The 17,755-nt window shown below is 73.0% G+C and carries 12 protein-coding genes; 5 read left to right on the plus strand and 7 right to left on the minus strand.

The features are described 5' to 3' along the window. Positions 1–54 precede the first annotated feature (54 nt). Positions 55–1,317: an isocitrate lyase gene (aceA, locus tag ACZDYF_RS11410; protein ID WP_475057183.1), complete on the minus strand. Its 1,263-nt coding sequence runs from the start codon at positions 1,315–1,317 to the stop codon at positions 55–57. 419 nt (positions 1,318–1,736) lie between these two features. Here aceA and ACZDYF_RS11415 point away from each other — a divergent pair, with 419 nt between their 5' ends. Beyond that, a complete protein-coding gene (locus tag ACZDYF_RS11415; protein WP_191789120.1) occupies positions 1,737–3,188 on the plus strand; it encodes a helix-turn-helix domain-containing protein in 1,452 nt (483 codons plus the stop codon). A 3-nt stretch (positions 3,189–3,191) separates the two neighbouring features. Here the strand turns inward: ACZDYF_RS11415 and ACZDYF_RS11420 are convergent, their stop codons facing one another. Next, entirely contained in the window at positions 3,192–4,778 is a 1,587-nt protein-coding gene (locus tag ACZDYF_RS11420; protein WP_475056693.1) for a methionine--tRNA ligase, read from the minus strand. A gap of 388 nt (positions 4,779–5,166) precedes the next feature. On the opposite strand from ACZDYF_RS11420, the gene ACZDYF_RS11425 reads away from it, so the two are divergent. Then, a complete protein-coding gene (locus tag ACZDYF_RS11425; protein WP_475056695.1) occupies positions 5,167–7,326 on the plus strand; it encodes a catalase in 2,160 nt (719 codons plus the stop codon). 81 nt (positions 7,327–7,407) lie between these two features. Here ACZDYF_RS11425 and ACZDYF_RS11430 read toward each other — a convergent pair whose 3' ends face one another. From ACZDYF_RS11430 to nhaA, 3 genes are all read right to left on the minus strand, one after another. Further along, positions 7,408–9,291, minus strand: a complete 1,884-nt coding sequence (locus ACZDYF_RS11430) for an alpha/beta hydrolase (protein WP_475056697.1) — start codon at positions 9,289–9,291, stop codon at positions 7,408–7,410. Positions 9,292–9,355: 64 nt separating this feature from the next. Continuing rightward, a complete protein-coding gene (locus tag ACZDYF_RS11435; protein WP_475056700.1) occupies positions 9,356–10,516 on the minus strand; it encodes a hypothetical protein in 1,161 nt (386 codons plus the stop codon). Positions 10,517–10,587: 71 nt separating this feature from the next. After that, positions 10,588–11,955, minus strand: a complete 1,368-nt coding sequence (gene nhaA / locus ACZDYF_RS11440) for a Na+/H+ antiporter NhaA (protein ID WP_318243573.1) — start codon at positions 11,953–11,955, stop codon at positions 10,588–10,590. A 196-nt stretch (positions 11,956–12,151) separates the two neighbouring features. Between nhaA and ACZDYF_RS11445 the strand changes: the two genes are divergently transcribed. Beyond that, positions 12,152–12,925: a YqeB family protein gene (locus ACZDYF_RS11445; protein WP_475056702.1), complete on the plus strand. Its 774-nt coding sequence runs from the start codon at positions 12,152–12,154 to the stop codon at positions 12,923–12,925. 9 nt (positions 12,926–12,934) lie between these two features. Here the strand turns inward: ACZDYF_RS11445 and ACZDYF_RS11450 are convergent, their stop codons facing one another. Both ACZDYF_RS11450 and ACZDYF_RS11455 read right to left on the minus strand, forming a co-directional pair. Beyond that, entirely contained in the window at positions 12,935–13,495 is a 561-nt protein-coding gene (locus ACZDYF_RS11450; RefSeq protein ID WP_475056704.1) for a DUF1697 domain-containing protein, read from the minus strand. Positions 13,496–13,498: 3 nt separating this feature from the next. Continuing rightward, positions 13,499–14,689, minus strand: coding sequence for a formylglycine-generating enzyme family protein (locus tag ACZDYF_RS11455; RefSeq protein WP_475056706.1), 1,191 nt, complete (start codon positions 14,687–14,689; stop codon positions 13,499–13,501). A gap of 350 nt (positions 14,690–15,039) precedes the next feature. Between ACZDYF_RS11455 and ACZDYF_RS11460 the strand changes: the two genes are divergently transcribed. Both ACZDYF_RS11460 and ACZDYF_RS11465 read left to right on the plus strand, forming a co-directional pair. After that, on the plus strand, positions 15,040–15,675 hold the full coding sequence (locus ACZDYF_RS11460) for a PadR family transcriptional regulator (RefSeq protein ID WP_475056708.1): 636 nt from the start codon (positions 15,040–15,042) through the stop codon (positions 15,673–15,675). Between the two features lie 82 nt (positions 15,676–15,757). Then, on the plus strand, positions 15,758–17,443 hold the full coding sequence (locus ACZDYF_RS11465; RefSeq protein WP_191788780.1) for a DHA2 family efflux MFS transporter permease subunit: 1,686 nt from the start codon (positions 15,758–15,760) through the stop codon (positions 17,441–17,443). Positions 17,444–17,755 lie beyond the last annotated feature (312 nt).

The following is a 17,755-nucleotide window of genomic DNA, read 5'->3' on the forward strand; positions in this document are numbered from 1 at the left end:
AGGGAGCCCTCCACCCCGACGCGGGACCTCCACCTCGGCGAGGCGGGGCGGGGCTTAGTGGAACTGGGCGGTCTCGGTGGACCCGGCGAGCGCGAGGGTGGCGCTGTCGGGGTTGAGAGCCGTGGCGACGCGGTCGAAGTAGCCGGTGCCGACCTCCCGCTGGTGGCGGGTGGCCGTGTAGCCGTCGGACTCGGAGGCGAACTCGGCCTCCTGGAGCTCGACGTAGGCGCTCATCGCGCGGTCGTTGTAGCCGCGGGCGAGCTCGAACATGGAGTGGGACACGGCGTGGAAGCCGGCCAGGGTGATGAACTGGAACGCGTAGCCCATCGCGGCGAGCTCCTTCTGGAAGCTCGCGATCTGGGCGTCGTCGAGGTGCTTCTTCCAGTTGAACGACGGCGAGCAGTTGTACGCGAGCTTCTTGTCGGGGTACTGCGCGTGGACGACCTCGGCGAACCGGCGGGCCAGCTCGAGGTCGGGCTCTCCCGTCTCGACCCAGATGAGGTCGGCGTACGGGGCGTAGGCCAGGCCGCGCGAGATGACCGTGTCGATGCCAGGCCGCGTCCGGTAGAAGCCCTCGGCCGTGCGCTCGCCCGTGAGGAACTCCTGGTCGCGCGGGTCGACGTCGGACGTGATGAGGTCGGCGGCGAGCGCGTCGGTGCGGGCGATGATGACGGTCGGGACCCCGGCGACGTCCGCGGCGAGGCGGGCCGCGTTGAGGGTGCGGATGTGCTGCGCGGTCGGGACGAGGACCTTGCCGCCCAGGTGGCCGCACTTCTTCTCGGACGCGAGCTGGTCCTCCCAGTGCACGCCCGCGGCCCCTGCCTCGATCATCGAGTGCATGAGCTCGTAGGCGTTGAGGGGACCGCCGAAGCCGGCCTCGGCGTCGGCGACGATGGGGGCGATCCAGTCGCGCTCGGGCGTCTGCCCGGCGGCCGATCCGGACCGTTCTGAGGTCTCGATCTGGTCGGCGCGCAGCAGCGCGTTGTTGATGCGGCGCACGACGGCAGGCACCGAGTTCGCGGGGTAGAGCGACTGGTCGGGGTACGTCTGGCCCGACAGGTTGGCGTCGGCCGCGACCTGCCAGCCCGACAGGTAGATGGCCTTGAGGCCCGCGCGGACCTGCTGCACGGCCTGGTTGCCGGTCATGGCGCCGAGCGCGGCGACCCACTCCTCGGTGTGGATGAGGTCCCACAGCTTCTCGGCGCCGCGGCGGGCCAGGGTCCGCTCCTCGCGCACCGAGCCGCGCAGGGCGACGACGTCCTCGGCCGTGTAGTCGCGCTGCACGTCGGACCAGCGGGGGTCGGTCGCCCAGGACAGGGCGAGGTCGGCGGCGGTCTGGCGCTGGTCGCCGGGCCGTGAAGGTGCGTGCCCGGTGGCGTGGCCGGACGGTGCGACGGAGGCCGTGACGTCCTCGGTCCGGGAGGTCGCGGACGCCCGGGGCGTGGCGTACTCGTTCTCGGAGCGGCGGCTGATGATGGGCGGGGTGGTCACGGGGTGCCTCCAGAGCTTCGTTGCGTGCGGTGGTACTCGTTCCGGCCGCCGCCCGGATGAGCGGTGGACGTGGAACGACCTTCCTTCGCCGCGCAAGGGGTCCACAAGGACTTCTTCGGTAGAAGAAATGCACTTCTTCTGTTGTGCGCAAGGAGTGGCGTGTGTCACCCTCAGTCATGGCATCTGACGCGCAGTCAGCACAGAAGTTCCTCGGACACCACGGCGGGGCGCCGCCGGGCGCCACGATGCCCGTCGAGGACGAGGCCGACGCCCTGACCATCGGCCGTCGCGTCAGGCACCTGCGGACCGAGCGCGGCATGACCCTCGACGAGCTCGGAGCCGCGATCGGCCGGGCGCCCTCGCAGGTCTCCGTGATCGAGAACGGGCGCCGCGAGCCCAAGTTCTCCCAGCTCCAGGCCATCGCCCGTGCCCTCGGCGCGAGCGTCGAGGACCTGCTCTCGGCCGAGCCGCCCACGCGCCGCGCAGCCCTCGAGATCGAGCTCGAACGTGCCCAGCGCGGCCCGCTGTTCGCCTCGCTCGGGCTCGGCGCGGTGCGGGTCGGCAAGTCGCTCCCGAGCGACGCCCTCGAGGCGATCGTCGGCCTCCAGCGCGAGCTCGAGCGCCTGCACACCGAGCGGGCCGCGACCCCCGAGGAGGCCCGCCGCGCGAACACCGAGCTCCGCGCGACCATGCGCGCCCAGGACAACCACTTCCCCGAGCTCGAGACGACCGCGCGCGAGCTGCTCGACGGCGTCGGGCACGCGCGCGGTCCCATGTCGCAGCGCGTGGCCGCTGACCTCGCGACGCACCTGGGGTTCTCGCTGCACTACGTGCACGACCTGCCGCACTCGACCCGCTCGGTCATCGACCTGCGGCACCACCGCGTGTACCTGCCGAGCACGGGCACGCGCGCGTCGAGCGACCCGCGCTCGGCCCTGCTCCAGGCCCTCGCGTCGCACGTGCTGGGCCACCACGAGCCGCGCGACTACGGCGAGTTCCTGCGCCAGCGCGTCGAGGCCAACTACCTGTCGGCCGCGCTCCTGCTGCCCGAGCGCGACGCGGTCAAGCTCCTCAAGGAGGCCAAGGACGCACGCGAGATCTCGGTCGAGGACCTCCGCGACGCGTTCTCGGTGTCGTACGAGACCGCGGCCCACCGGTTCACGAACCTCGCCACGACCCACCTCGGCGTGCCCGTGCACTTCATGAAGATCCACGAGTCGGGGATCATCCACAAGGCGTACGAGAACGACGGCGTGCGCTTCCCCGCGGACCCCCTCGGGGCCGTCGAGGGGCAGTACGTGTGCCGCAACTGGACCGCGCGCACGGTGTTCGCGGTCGAGGACCGGCTGAGCCCGTTCAGCCAGTACACCGACACCCCGACGGGCACCTACTGGTGCACCTCGCGGGTCCAGGACTCCGACGACGGCCAGTTCTCGGTGAGCGTGGGCGTGCCGTTCGGGCACGTCAAGTGGTTCCGCGGGCGCGAGACGACCGAGCGCACGGTCTCGCGCTGCCCCGACGAGTCGTGCTGCCGTCGCCCGCCCGCGGCCCTGACCGAGCGCTGGGCGGACCGGTCCTGGCCGAGCGCGCGCCCGCACGCGAGCATGCTCGCCGCGATGCCGGTCGGGGCGTTCCCGGGCGTGGACCAGACCGAGGTGTTCCGCTTCCTGGAGTCCCACGCCCCGGCGCTGCGCTAGCGGTCAGCCCAGGCGGGGGAAGACCGGTGTCGGGTGGCCCACGCGGTCAGGTCCGGAGGCCTGGGCGACCTGCGGGGAGCCGAGCTGCTCGCGCAGGCGCGCGGCGCCGTCGGGCACGAACGGCGAGAGCTCGACCGCGACGACCCGGCACGCCTCGACGAGCCGTGCGAGGACGTGGTCGAGGCGCCCGCCCGCGTCCTGGTTCCCGGTGCGCTCGCGGGCCGCGAGCTCCCACGGCTTCTCCGCGTTGACGTACCGGTTGGCCGCGTCGACGACGCGCCGGACGGCCCCGGTCGCGGCGCGCAGGTCGGCGTCGGCGAGGGCCGCGTCCACGGCCGCCCCCACCTGCCCGACGGCGGCGCTCAGCTCGTCGGGGTCCGTCGCCCGGGCGCGCGGGATCGCGGGCACGACGCCGCCGCGGAACCGGTGCACGAGCGTGAGCGTGCGGTTGACCAGGTTCCCCACGCCGTGCGCGAGCTCGTCGTCGTGCCGCGCGACGAGACGCTCGGTCGTGAACTCGGCGTCGCCCAGGAGCGGGACCTCGCGCGCGAACCACCACCGCAGGGCGTCGGTGCCGAACGCGTCCACGAGCCCGACGGGGTGCACCGCGGTGCCCGCAGACTTGGCGAGCTTGGCGCCACCGGCCGTGACGTAGTCGTGCACGTGGATCGTGGTGGGCAGCGGCTCGCCCGCCGAGAGCAGGAGCCCGAGCCAGTAGACCGCGTGGAAGCGCGTGATGCCCTTGCCGATCACGTGCACGCGCTCGTCGCCGCCGGACCACCAGGTGCGGTAGTCGTCCGCTGCTCCCGGGGCGGCGGGGTCCACACCGTAGCCCAGCGCCGTGACGTAGTTGGTCAGCGCGTCCCACCACACGTAGACGACCTGCGACGGGTCCCCGGGGACCGGGATGCCCCAGCCGTCCGAGCGGGTCGCGGGACGCGAGACGCTGAAGTCCTCGAGCCCCGCGTCGAGGAACGCGAGCACCTCGTTGCGCTTGGCGGCCGGGTTGATGCGCACACGCCCCGACGTGATCACCTCGCGGATCGCCTCCGTGTGGCGCGACAGCCGGAAGAACCAGTTCTCCTCGACCACCCGCTCGGGCAGCGGCAGGTGCTCGGGGCAGCGGCCCGACGCGTCGAGCTCGTCGGGGGAGTAGAACTGCTCGCAGCCCGCGCAGTACAGGCCCTCGTAGGAACGCCGGTAGAAGTCCCCCGCGTCGGCGCAGCGCCGCCACAGCGCCTCGACGCCGGGGCGGTGCCGGGGGTCGGTCGACGTCGACAGGAAGTCGTCCGTGGACAGGGACAGCGCTGGGCGCAGCGCGCGGAAGTCCTCGACGTGCTCGGCGACGAACGCCCCGACCTCGCGGTCCGCCGCGCGGGCGGCGCTGACGTTCTTGAGGGCGTGGTCGTCGGTGCCCGTGAGGAAGCGGGTCGGGCGTCCGCGCAGGCGGGCGTGCCGGGCCAGGACGTCGGTCTGGACGAGCTCGAGCGCGTGGCCGAGGTGCGGGGCGCCGTTGACGTAGGGGATGGCGGTCGTGACGTAGAAGGTGGGCCGGGCGGGCGCGCCGGCGGGGGAGGTCTGGGCGGTCATGGCGGGAGTCCTCTCGGGGACGCACCCTCGACGGGTGCGGTGGCGCCTCGACCGCACCGGGCCCGGACACACGAAAGGCCTCGCTGCGGCGAGGCCTTGGGTGGTGGAGCGCGTCAGCGCATCACGAAGGGCCCCGGGTGGGGCGCATCATGACGGTCGACGAGCTGCTCATGCGTCGACCCTAGCAGCGGCGGAGGACAGGCCCGCAACCCGGTGAACCCGGACTCCGGTGCTCCTGCCGCCGTTGAGCGTCGGCACCGGGCGGGGCGAGCGCGTGCGAGCCGTCCCGGGCCGTGCCTACGGTGGCGGGTCCGCAGGCTCCGGACGCCACGAGCGACCGGAGGCGCCACCGGACCGACCACCGACGCCCCGACCGAAGGGATCACCCATGAGCGCGCGACGAACCCCCGACCAGGAGCCCCCGGCGGACGTGAGCCCCACGGGCGTGCCCGCCGACCAGAAGGACCCGGACCCCCGCGCCCAGCAGGGCGACCGGCTGACCACGGCCCAGGGGCTGCGGGTCCACGACACCGACCATTCGCTCAAGGCCGGACCGCGCGGCCCGGTCCTGCTCGAGGACCACCACCTGCGCGAGAAGATCACGCACTTCGACCACGAGCGGATCCCGGAGCGCGTCGTGCACGCGCGGGGCGCGGCCGCCCACGGTGTCTTCACCTCGTACGGCAACGCGTCCGCGATCACCAAGGCGGGCTTCCTGGCGCAGGAGGGCAAGGAGACCGAGGTCTTCGTCCGCTTCTCGACCGTCGCGGGGTCGCGGGGCTCGGCGGACACGGTCCGTGACGTCCGGGGCTTCTCGACCAAGTTCTACACCGACGAGGGCGTGTACGACCTGGTCGGCAACGTGATCCCGGTGTTCTTCGTCCAGGACGCGATCAAGTTCCCGGACCTGATTCACGCGGTCAAGCCCGAGCCGGACCGCGAGATCCCGCAGGCGCAGAGCGCGCACGACACGTTCTGGGACTTCGTGTCCCGGCACACAGAGGCCCAGCACACGACGATCTGGGTCATGTCGCCGCGCGGGCTCGCGGCGTCCTACCGGACGACCGAGGGGTTCGGCGTCCACACGTTCCGCATGGAGAACGCCGCCGGGGAGACCTCGCTGGTCAAGCTCCACTGGAAGCCCGTGGCGGGCGTGCACAACATGGTCTGGGAGGAGGCGCAGCTCGCGGCGGGCTTCGACCCCGACTTCCACCGTCGTGACCTGGCCGACGCGATCGAGGCGGGCGCGTTCCCCGAGTGGGAGCTGGGACTGCAGGTCATGCCCGACACCCCGGACGAGATGTTCATGGGCATCGACCTCCTCGACCCGACCAAGATCGTGCCCGAGGAGCTGTGCCCGGTGCAGAAGGTGGGGCGGCTGCGGCTCACCGCGAACCCGTCGAACTACTTCGCCGAGACCGAGCAGGTGGCGTTCCACCCGGGCCACCTGGTGCCCGGCATCCAGGTCACGAACGACCCGCTCCTCCAGGGGCGCCTGTTCTCCTACCTGGACACGCAGATCAGCCGTCTAAGCGGGCCGAACTTCGCGCAGCTTCCGATCAACCGGCCGCACGCGCCGGTCGACGACATGCTGCGCGACGGGATGCACCAGACGGCGGTGCACGAGGGGTTGGGGACGTACCAGCCGAACACCCTGGCGGACGGCCTGCCGGCCGTGTGTCCCATGAGCGACCCGGGCGTCTACGTGACGCTGCCGACCCCGGTGTCGGGCGAGAAGGTCCGGGAGAACCCGGTGTCGTTCGCCGACCACTTCACGCAGCCCCGGATGTTCTGGAACTCGCTCACGCCCATCGAGCAGACCCAGACCGTGGCGGCCTACACCTTCGAGCTCGGCAAGTGCGAGGACGAGCAGGTGCGCGTGCACCAGCTGCGCGCCCTGGCGAAGATCGACGCCGACCTGGTCGCTCGTGTCGCGACGGGCCTGGGCCTGCTGGTCCCCGAGGGCGAGCCCGGCGACGGTCGTGACGGCGCGGGAGAAGGACCGGGGGCGGGGGAGTCCGACGGCATCACGCGGTCTGCCGCGATCTCGGAGGTCAGCGACGTCCCCGGCCCGATCGCGGGGAGGAACGTCGGCGTGTTCGTCGGCGAGGACCTGGTCGACGGCCTTCGTGCGGTCCGGGAGCGGATCGGCGCCGAGCAGGCACTCGTCAAGGTCGTCGCCGCACGCGGTGGCGTGGTCGGCTCGGGGGCCGACGAGCAGAAGGTCGACCGCACCGCGGCGACCGTCCGCTCGATCGAGCTCGACGCGGTCGTGGTCGCGGACGGCACGGCCGGGTCTGCGCTCGGGACCCACCCGCGGACGCGGACCGTGCTGGAGGAGGCCTTCCGCCACGGCAAGGCGATCGCGGCCTGGGGCGACGGCGTCGACGTCCTGGTCGCGGCCGGGATCGACATCGCGGCCGAAGGAGTTCTCACGGCCGACGAGCTGTCGGACGGCCTGCTCGACGACCTCGTCGAGGCCGTCGGCCTGCACCGTGCGTGGGGCCGGCTCTCGGCGTTGGACGCCGCGGGCACCCAGGCCTGGTAGCCGTCCCGCTCGTCCGCCCGACGGCGGGGCGCGCCTTCACGCGGAAGGCGCGCCCCGCCGTCGGGCAGCAGGGAGGGCGGCTCAGCCCGTCGAGCTCGACGCCGCGGGCTGCTTGGTGAGCATCTGTTCCTTGAGCCGTGCGGTGTCGGCCTCGTCCCAGCCGCCGGGCGCGTTGAGCGCCGACCAGCCGTCGGCGTACTCGAGGTAGTACACGTGCCCGTGACCTGCGGGGATGTCGGAGGCGGCCGCGACGAACAGGTCGCCCGTGAGCTGCCAGAACGTGACGAAGGGTCGCCACTGCACGGCGTCGAGCACGTCGGGGCCGCGGGGCTCGCGCATCCAGTCGGGCTCGGACCACAGGGTCGTGGGCGACCACCACGTGACGCCGTCGGACGCGTGCTGGACGTAGACGACGCGCGGGGTCTCCCACGTGCCGGGCACGGACCAGACGTTCGCGGCGCTCGAGACCTCGGTGCCCCAGCGGATCTGACGCCCGTCCCCGTACACGGGCGAGTACTCGAGCGAGCCCGGGTCGCGGTTCGTCGTGAAGTACGTCCAGTTGGGCGTGAAGTTGGGCGTGCCCACGAACATGGCGCCGTCGGTGCGGGTCGTCATGTCCTGGAGGCCGCTGAACGCGCCCTGCGCGCCGAACGAGCCGAGCGAGATCCCGAACGCCATGAGCTTCGGCCGGGAGTCCTCGGGCTGCTGCGACCAGGCCTCGTACACGGCCTCGTAGAGGGCCTTGCCCGCGTCCGGCGGGGTGCTGCGGTCACCCACGAAGCTGATCCAGCTCGGCAGGTAGGAGTACTGCATCGAGGCGATCGCGGTGTCGCCGCCGTGCATGAGCTCGAGCGAGTTGCTCATGCCCGGGTCCACCCAGCCCGTTCCCGTCGTGGTGGCGACGACCAGGACGGACCGGTCCCACGCGTTCGTGCGGTCGAGCTCGTCGACCACGCGCTGCGCGGTCGCGTCGAGGTCTCCCGCGGGGTCGAGACCCGCATAGACGCGGATCGGCACCTGGACGTCCGCCGGGTCGACCACGTCTCCACCTGCTGCGAACTCGGTGAGCTCGGTCTGGGTCGGGCCGAGCGCCACGAAGCGTCGTCCCTCGGCGCCGAGCGACTCCCACGACGAGCCGGACTCCGCCGAGCCCGACCGCTCGGGCTCGGTGGGCGGGGAGAGCTTCGGGTCGATCTGCTCGTTGGCGCTCGCGTAGACGTTGTTGAGCATGTGCAGCACGCCGGCCCAGATCACGCCGTTGAACAGCAGGACCACGACGACCGCGACGATCACGCCGCTCAGGAAGCGCGCGACCGGCTTCGGCATGATGTTGTCGACGAGCAGGCTCACCCACTGGGCGACGCGACGCAGCGCTCGGGCGAGCTGCAGGACCGCGATCGCGATGAGCAGGGCCACGAACACGGTCGCGACGTCGTTGGCGGGTGCCTGCTCGGGCATGCCGAACAGGGCGCGCAGCTCGTGCTGCCACCGGGCGCCCAGGACGAGGAAGAGGGGCACCAGGACGAGAGTGGCGGCGCCGAGCACCCACCACGCGATGCGGCTCACGCGAGGGCTCCAGCGGATCCGCAGCCCGACCTTGAGGGCGAACCACTCGACGAACGCCCCGATCCCGTATCCGCCGACCATGCTCATGCCCGTGATGAGCGCCTGGTAGTACCAGGCGCGGGGGATGAGCGAGGGCGTGAGCGAGTAGCAGAAGAACAGGAGGGCGAGGACGAGGCCGGTCGTCGAGAAGCGGCGCGCGTAGTGCTGGAGCCATGCCCACGCCCGACGGCGCAGCGGTGGGCGCGCCGGTCGGTCACCGTTTCGGGGCGCGTCCGCACGGGTCACCGTGTCGGGGGTCTCCGGCGCGGCCTGCGCACCGCGTCGGGGCAGGTGCTCCGCAGCCGTCGCGGTCCCGGTGGTCGGGGCGGTCTCTGACTGGCGCGGGGCGTCTGGCGTCACGGGTGCGATCGTACGGGGCTGGCAGGATCGCGCCACCGAGAGCGTGGTGGGTCGCTCGTGACGCTCAGGGCAGGTAGCCCCCGATGAACGCGTCGACCCACGCCTGCTTGTCCGCTCCCGAGCAGTCGCTCGTGTAGTTGACCCAGGACGCGCCGAAGCGGATCGCGACGCAGTCCGCGACCTTCTCGCTCGCGTTGGAGCCGTAGGCGCCCGCGAGCAGGCCGTCGACCTGCGACCACGACAAGCCGTGTGCGGCCATGAGGCGCCCCTGGTAGATGTGGGCCATCTCGTGCCGGATGACGTCCTTCGTCTTGGCCGGTTGCCCGGCCAGGCGCGAGGCGTTGACGAGGATCGTCGAGGTGTTGCCCTTCCACACGCCACCGAGGTGGCCGGACAGGCCAGGGTCGTCCCACGAGAGGGAGACGCCGCCGTTGCCGGGGAGGCTGCGCAGGGTCGCTTCGCCGACCTCCTGGATCGACTGCGCGGGGGCCGCCTGCGACGGCGAGGAGGTGGCAGCTTGCGGGGCTGCGGCCGCCTTGTCCGCGGCCGCTCGGTCTGCTGCTGCCTTCTCGGTGGCGGCCCGCTCGGCGGCGGCCTGTTCCGCAGCGGCCTGCTCTGCCGCCGCTTGTTCCGCGGCCGCCTGCTCCGCTGCGGCCTGCTCTGCGGCGGCCTGTTCCGCTGCCGCCTGCTCGGCGGCCGCCTTCTGCGCCGCGGCAGCCCGTGACTGCTCGAACTCGTAGCTCGCGGTCGCCAGACGCACCTGGGCGTCGAGGCCCTCGGCATGCTCGACGGCGATGCGAAGACGCGCGAGACCCCGGGCGAGGAGGGGGCTCGGCGTACGAGAGGTGCTCTCGGCCTGCACGCCGACCTCGTCGATCGCGCGGCGCAGCGCGCTGCGCAGACCCTCGTCGACCTTTCCCGCGGCCCGTTCGACCGTGCGGGTCGCGCGCTCGACGAACCGGGCCGCCTTCTCCTGGGCGCTCGCGCGCTCGGTGTCGCCGGTCGCGGCGGCCGAGGCGCCGGCCACGGGGTTCGGTGCGTCGCCGGGGATCGCGGCCGTCCCGCTCGCCAGGGCCGCGACGAGCGCTACGCCGAGGAGCCGGGTCCCGACGGTCCGACGACCTCGGGGGCGCCGGACGTCAGGCGGTGTCTCGCACCGGCACCGGTTCTCGTCGCACCCGGCTACGCAGGTGCGGTCGTCGGTCGAGGTCAGAGAGTCGCGCATGCTCTCTCAATGCAGTTGCCCCGGGCGTCAGCAGGTCTCCGCCGGGCGGGTGCCGGTGCAGAGCTGCCGGGTCAACGCTCGTCGTCCGCGGCGTCGCCGATGTACGTCGAGATCCCGTCGGGCAGGCCGTCCTCGTTCATGTCGTCGGAGCGCTTGCGCCGGGCGTCCCAGCGCAGCGCGGCGGCCGCGAGGAGCGCCGAGGCGACCGAGGCGAGGAGCACCGCGGCCTTGGCCGACTCGGTGTGCTCGGAGTCGGGGAAGGACAGCTCGGCGATGAGCAGCGAGACCGTGAAGCCGATGCCCGCGAGCAGGCCCACGGGCAGCAGGTCGCGGACGCCGATGCCGGGCGCGAGGCGCAGCGGCGTCAGCTTCGTGACGAGCGCCGTGACGCCCAGGACGCCGATCCCCTTGCCGACCACGAGCCCGACGATGATGCCGATCGCGACCGGCTGGCCGATCATCTCGCCGACCCCGCCGCCGTCGACGAGCGAGACACCTGCGGCGAAGAACGCGAAGATCGGCAGCGCGATCCCTGCGGAGATCGGCCTGATGCGGTGCTCGTACTGGTGGGTCCGGGAGGTCTTCTCGCCGTGGATCGCGAGGGCGGGGACCATGAAGCCGAGCAGGACGCCCGCGACGGTCGCGTGGATGCCGGACGCGTGGACGAGCGCCCACACGACGAGGGCGAGCGGCAGCAGGAGCCACCAGTGCGTGCGGCGGCGGCGCACGAGGAACGCGAACAGCGCGACGCCCACGAGGGCGAGGCCGAGCGGCGCCCAGTGCAGGGTCTCGGTGTAGAAGACGGCGATGACGACGATCGCGAGCAGGTCGTCGACCACGGCGAGCGTCAGCAGGAAGGTGCGGATCGCTGTCGGGAGGCCGCGGCCGAAGACCGCGAGGACCGCGAGCGCGAACGCGATGTCGGTCGCGGTCGGGATGGCCCAGCCGTGCACGGCGTCCGCACCGCCGCCCCACAGGGCGACCGTGACGTAGAGGATCGCGGGCACGACCATGCCACCCACGGCCGCGAGCATGGGCACCCCGGCCTCGCGCGGGTTGCGCAGCGATCCGGCGACGAACTCCTGCTTGAGCTCGACGCCCACGACGAAGAAGAAGATCGCGAGCAGGCCGTCGGCGGCCCACGTCGACAGCGACAGGTCCAGGTGCAACGCCTCGGGACCGACCGTGAAGGCCGCGAGGTCGAAGTACGCCGCGCGCCAGGGCGAGTTGGCCCACAGCAGCGCGAGGATCGCGGCACCGATGAGGAGCGCACCGCCCGTGGTCTCCCGGGTGACCCAGCGCTTCCAGCGGCGCCCGGCGCTCGGCCGCTGGGTCGTCACGAGGGGCAGGGCGCCCGACGGCGTCGCTCCCGTGGGGAGGGCCGGGTCTCCCCGGGGGGTCTCGTCCGGGGTGGGGGTGTGCTGCTCGTGCGTGCTCACAGGTCTCCTGTGGTTGAGGGGTCGTCGACGTCACGCCGACCAGACTTCCCGGCACACCAGCCTGCCATCCTACCGGGCGGTCGGCCCGGCAGGCGGAGCCCTGGGTCGGCGGCACGCCGGAAGGAGGACCTCGACGGGCCGGAAGTCCGCCGAAAGGGGGATGTCTCGGGCACTCGGTGCACGGGAGCATGACGGGGTGCACGAGAAGATCCACGAATCCTTGACCACGGACGCCGGCTCCCACGACCCCACGGAGACGGTCGTCGGGGCCTCCTCCGGTGAGACCCGTTTCCTCCGGCTCGTCCTGCCGGTCCTGGGCGCAGGGGCTGGCGTCGGCCTGCGCTGGCTCGCCGCCTGGATGGCGGGCCTGCCGTGGGTCCCGTGGCAGGGACTGGCTCGCTCCGTCGACGCCCTGGCCGACGTGTGGGGCGCATGGACCCTCGTGGGCCTCGGTGCCGCGGGCGCGGTCGTCGGGGCGTGCTTCGCGCAGCACCTGGTGGAGAGCATGGGCCGGATCGCGGTCACGGTCACGGGGGCGGGGTTCAAGAACAAGGACACGCTCGAGACGGTCGGCCGCACCGAGGTGACCGACGTGTTCGTCGAGGGTGCGGTGATCGTGCTGCTGCGTGGTGGCAGCGAGCTCCACCGGTGGCCTGCGGACCTGCCGACCCGGCACGTCGCGGCGGCGTTCGCGGGCCACGGCTGGCCCTGGCGTGAGGGCGGGGACCCCTTCCGTTCCGCGTACCGCCGCTGGGAGACCGGCGACGAGACGCTGCCCGCCGGGGCGGACGCGCTGCTCCGTGCGCGGGCGGGGCTCCTCGAGGCAGGCAAGGAGGCGCACGCCCGGGACGTGCGGGAGGATCTCGCCGCGATCGGTGTCGTCGTGCGCGACGAGGGCGCCGTCCAGCACTGGCGCCTCGTGGCCGACGGTGTCGGGGCCGGGGCGATCGGCGTCGGGCGTCGCGCCTGAGAGCCGCGGTCAGCCCGTCTCGTCCACGAGCGCGGCCAGCCTGGTCACGGTGTTCCAGTTCCGTGCCGTGCCCCACACGCCGAGCGCCCGGAGCAGGACGGCGGGCGTGAGCTTCGACGTGCCGACCCCGCCCTGGAACCACGTGTAGCTCACGGGGCCCGACCACGCCATGTGCGTGATGCCGTAGCGGGCGGGGTCGAAGGCCTCGATCCGGTCGGGAGCGGGCGCGTGCGGATGGAACGTCAGGAGCAGGTGGGACGGGTCCTCGCGCGCGGCGTCGTCGAACGGGTTCGCGGCGATCGCGGCCGCCAGGTCCGCGCCGGTCAGCGTGAGCACGTCGACGTCCAGGCCCAGGCGGTCGGCGAGGCCGCTGCGCACGAGGCGGGTGACGTCGTCGGGCCCCGTGGCGCCGGACGCGCCCGGCGCCACGACCAGGTTCCCGCTCGCGAGGAGCGTGCGTGCCCCCGTGAAGCCGGCGTCCTGCGCGATCTCGCGCAGGACCGCCGACGGGACCTTGCGGCCGCCGCCCACGTTGACGCCCCGCAGCAGCACCGCGAACCCTGACGTCACGGCTCAGCCCGGCAGGTTGCGTGCGGAGCCGGGCATCGCCGGAGCGGTCGACGTGACGGGCACCGGGGGGCGCACCACGCAGCGGAACCCGATGTGGCTCGTCGCCGTGTCGACCGCCTGGGGCGAGCGGGCCGCGGGCCGGTAGCGCAGGCAGTACTCCGGGGCGCACAGGTGCGAGCCGCCCTTGAGGGCCTTGCGGGGGATCGTCGAGCCGGGCTCGGCGCTCGCGGCGGCGCGCGGGTCGACGTCGGGCGTGCCAGGCCTGCCGACCGAGCCGGCGGGGGAGTGCGCGTCCGCCGCGTCGTGGCGCGCACCCCGTGCCTGCCCGGCGCTCGGCGAGCAGCACGCGGGCATCTCGACCGTGAGCGCGGACCTGGCCGCCTCGACCTCGGCCGCGGACCGGGCCTCGGCCGCATGGTTCGGGGTGTAGAACGACGTGGTCCACTCCCAGACGTTGCCGATCATGTCGACCAGGCCGAAGCCGTTCGCCGGGAACGCCCCGACGGGGCTCGTCCCGACCCATCCCGCCGCTCCCGTGTTGCGGTACGGGAACGACCCCTGCCAGTGGTTGGCGAGCAGCTCGCCGTCGGGCCGGTACTCGTCGCCCCACGCGAAACGCGCACCGTCGAGCCCTCCCCGGGCCGCGTACTCCCACTCGACCTCGGTCGGCAGCGACCGACCGGCCCACGCCGCGTACGCCTGAGCGTCCTCGAACGACACCTGCACGACGGGGTGGTCCTCGCGGCCCTCGGTCGAGCTCCCGGGGCCGTGCGGGGCGCTCCATCGGGCACCCGGCTGCCAGCGCCACCACTGCCGCCAGTCCGAGAGATTCACCGGGCCCGCGGTCGGGGTGAACACGAGCGCGCCCGGCACGAGGTCCTCGGTCGCCACGCCGGGGTAGTCGGCCGGGTCGAGCGGGCGCTCGGCCACGGTGACGTAGCCCGTCGCGGCGACGAACGCGGCGAACTGCGCGTTGGTCACGGGGTGCTGCTCGATCTCGAAGGGGGCCACGGTGGCCTCGTGGACAGGCTGCTCGTCGGGGTAGAACTCGGCCGAGCCCCGACGGAACGACCCGCCGGGCAGCGGGACCACCGGTGTGAGCGCCGCGTCGGCGCTCCCGGGGGCGCGGGGCGTCTCACGTGCTGGTCCTCCTGCCGAGGACGCTGCCGGTGACGTGCCCGTGGTGGTGTCCATGCGTCTCCTCGTGTCGAGCTCGTCCTCGATGCTGCCCCGGTGCCGTCGGCGGGCGGGAGCCGGGCCCTCGCGGGGCCGCCCGTCTCGCTGCCCGGAGGGCACGCTGACCTGCGGCGACGCTCTGCCTTCCGGGTGCGGGTCCTGCTTCCCCGACCTGCTTCCCCCGACCCTAGCGCCGGGGACCGTCACCCGTCTGCCCCTCGCCGCGGCAGGTCGGTTCGACGCGCCGTGTCCCGGCATCGCCCGTGATGCCGCTCACGACGCGCACGCACCCCTCGACCTGACGGTTGCCCGAGGCGTATATTCCAGCCGGAGTATTCCACCCGGGAGCGACCACGAGGAGGCGACGCATGGCACGCAAGGAGCTCTCCGCCGCTGCGCTGCTCCTCCTCGGGCTGCTCCACGAGCGCCCCATGCACCCGTACCAGGTCCACCAGACCCTCAAGCAGCGCGGCGACGACCGGCTCGCGAGCATCACGCCGGGCTCGGTCTACCACTCCATGGACCGGCTCGCGTCCGACGGCCTCGTCGAGGCCGTCGGCACCGACCGCGAGGGGAACCGCCCCCAGCGCACCACCTATCGGCTGACCGATGCGGGGCGCGAGGCGTTCGCTGCTCGCACGGCCCTGCTGCTCGGCGAACCCCGGCAGGAGCACCCCTGCTTCCCGCTCGCGCTGTCGCAGGCGCACGCGATCGACCGGTCGGGTGCGGTCACCGCGCTGCGGGCCCGGCGCGCGGCGACGGCCGAGGAGCTCGCTGCCTGGTCCCGCAGGTACGACGTCGTGCGGAGCCACGGTCTGCCCCGTCGACTCCTGCTCGACGTCGAGTACGACCTCCACCGGATCGAGTCCGAGCTCGCGTGGCTCGACGGCCTGCTCGCCGACCTCGACTCCGGCGCCCTGGACTGGGACGAGCCCGTCCCGCAGTCCTTCCGCGACTTCGTCGCCGCCCGCTCGCGGGCGCAGGCCACGGACCACGTGCCCTGACCTGCCGCCGGGATCGCGCCCGGCCGCGGCTGCTCGCGCAGCCTCCTGAACACCCTGCCCTCCTTCGACCTCAGAGGACCTCATGACCACGACCCCTCCCTCAGGGAGCCTGCCCGCGACCGGTGCCGCGTCGTCCACCACGGCTACCGCGCCCGCCGGTCCGCCTGCCGGCGCACCCGCCGGCCCCCCGCTCGTCGACCTCGGCGGGCGCAGCCCGTGGAGCATCCTCCCGGCCCTGTGCCTGGGCTTCTTCATGATCATGGTCGACACCACGATCGTGAACATCGCCGTCCCGACGCTCGTCGACACGTTCGACACGACCCTGACCGCGGTGGGCTGGGTCAACAGCGCCTACCTGCTCACGTACGCGGTGCTGCTCCTGCTCGCCGGTCGCCTGGGCGACCGCTTCGGCCCCAAGCCCGTGTTCGTGCTCGGCCTGGTGGTCTTCACGCTCGCCTCGCTGTGGTGCGGGCTGTCCGGCTCGGTCGAGATGCTCATCGTGGCGCGCGCCGTCCAGGGCGTGGGTGCCGCGCTCATGACCCCGCAGACCATGTCGATGATCACGCGCGTCTTCCCGCCACGTCAGCGCGGTTCCGCGATGGGGCTGTGGGGAGCCGTCGCAGGCGTCGCGACCATCGCGGGCCCGCTGCTCGGCGGCGTGTTCGTCGAGACCTGGGGCTGGGAGTGGATCTTCTTCGTCAACATCCCCGTCGGGGTCGTGGCCCTCGTCCTGGCGCTGCGGAGCCTGCCGTCGCTGCCGACCAACAAGCGCAGCTTCGACATGGTCGGGGTCGCGCTGTCGATCGTGGGCCTGTTCCTGTTCGTGTTCGGCCTGCAGGAGGGCGAGACCTACCACTGGGGCACGGTCGTGGGACCGCTGAACATCTGGACGATCATCGGCCTCGGCGTCCTGGTCCTCGCGGCCTTCGTGCTGTGGCAGCGTCACCTCGGTGAGCGTGCGCTCCTGCCGCTCACGCTGTTCCACTCGCGCAACTTCTCGCTCGCGAACGTGTCGGGCATGGCCGTGTCGTTCGGCATGATCGGCATCTTCTTCCCGCTGACGATCTTCCTGCAGTCGATCCTGGGCCTCTCACCCCTGGAGGCGGCGCTCATCAACCTGCCCGGCTCGCTGGTGTCCGGTGTCGTGGCGCCGTTCGCGGGCCGGCTCTCGGACCGGATCCCGGGCAAGTGGGTCGTCGCGACGGGCTTCGCGCTCCTCACGGCCTCGGTCGTGTGGCTGAGCGTCGCGGCCACGCCCGACGCGAGCGCCTGGTCGATCGTCGCGCCGATGACGCTGTTCGGGATCGGGACGGGCGCGCTCTTCTCGCCGCTCGCGAACCTCGCGACGTCAGGGCTCGACCACCGCACAGCCGGCGCGGGCGCCGGAGCGTTCAACACGTTCCGCCAGGTGGGCGGCGTGATCGGCTCGGCCGCGATCGTCGCGACGCTCACGAGCCGGCTCTCGGCGACCCTGCCGGCCGCTGCGCGCGACGCCTCGGCGGGGCTCCCCGCCGAGCTCCGTCAGCAGTTCGTCGACGGCTTCGCCGCCGCCGGTGGCTCGTTCACCGGGGGAGCGCAGCACATGGAACTCCCCGCGGGCATCCCGCCCGAGGCCGCCGCGCAGATCCGCGACGCCGCGACGACGGCCCTGCACCAGGGGTTCTCGCTCGCGGTCGGGCAGACGCTGCTCGTCACGGCGGGTGTGCTGGTGATCGGGCTCGTCGCGGCACTCTCGATGCGTGCCACGCACGTCGCGCACGCGGACTGAGGGCCTCCCGTCCCGCCCACCCCGTCCCAGGGGGTGGGCGGGACGTCCTCGTGTGAACGGCAGGTGACATCTCGGACGTGCGGCGTGTTGCCTCGACACGGGAGAACGACACGGGCGTAGTTTCGAACGTGACGGACGACACACGTCGTCCTCCGGGAGGCCATCCGATGGAGTTTCTGCTCCGCGCAGGAGGGCCGGCACCGGCCTTTCGTCGGCCGGTCGCCCGCCCCACCCAGCGAGAACGGCGCCGTGCGCCGGAGGGAGCCTGCTGTGGTCCGAACCGCCTCTGCTTCTGGAGCTGCACCCGACGTC

The sequence above is a fragment of the Oerskovia sp. PE-21s genome, assembly GCF_056158145.1.

Bases quoted from the DNA above. Each gene is read 5' to 3' on its own strand.
- ACZDYF_RS11415 (WP_191789120.1), top strand. From the start codon at position 1,737: ATGCCCGTCGAGGACGAGGCCGACGCCCTGACCATCGGCCGTCGCGTC.
- ACZDYF_RS11420 (WP_475056693.1), bottom strand. From the start codon at position 4,778: ATGACCGCCCAGACCTCCCCCGCCGGCGCGCCCGCCCGGCCCACCTTC.
- ACZDYF_RS11425 (WP_475056695.1), top strand. From the start codon at position 5,167: ATGAGCGCGCGACGAACCCCCGACCAGGAGCCCCCGGCGGACGTGAGC.
- ACZDYF_RS11435 (WP_475056700.1), bottom strand. From the start codon at position 10,516: ATGCGCGACTCTCTGACCTCGACCGACGACCGCACCTGCGTAGCCGGG.
- ACZDYF_RS11455 (WP_475056706.1), bottom strand. From the start codon at position 14,689: ATGGACACCACCACGGGCACGTCACCGGCAGCGTCCTCGGCAGGAGGA.
- ACZDYF_RS11460 (WP_475056708.1), top strand. From the start codon at position 15,040: ATGGCACGCAAGGAGCTCTCCGCCGCTGCGCTGCTCCTCCTCGGGCTG.
- ACZDYF_RS11465 (WP_191788780.1), top strand. From the start codon at position 15,758: ATGACCACGACCCCTCCCTCAGGGAGCCTGCCCGCGACCGGTGCCGCG.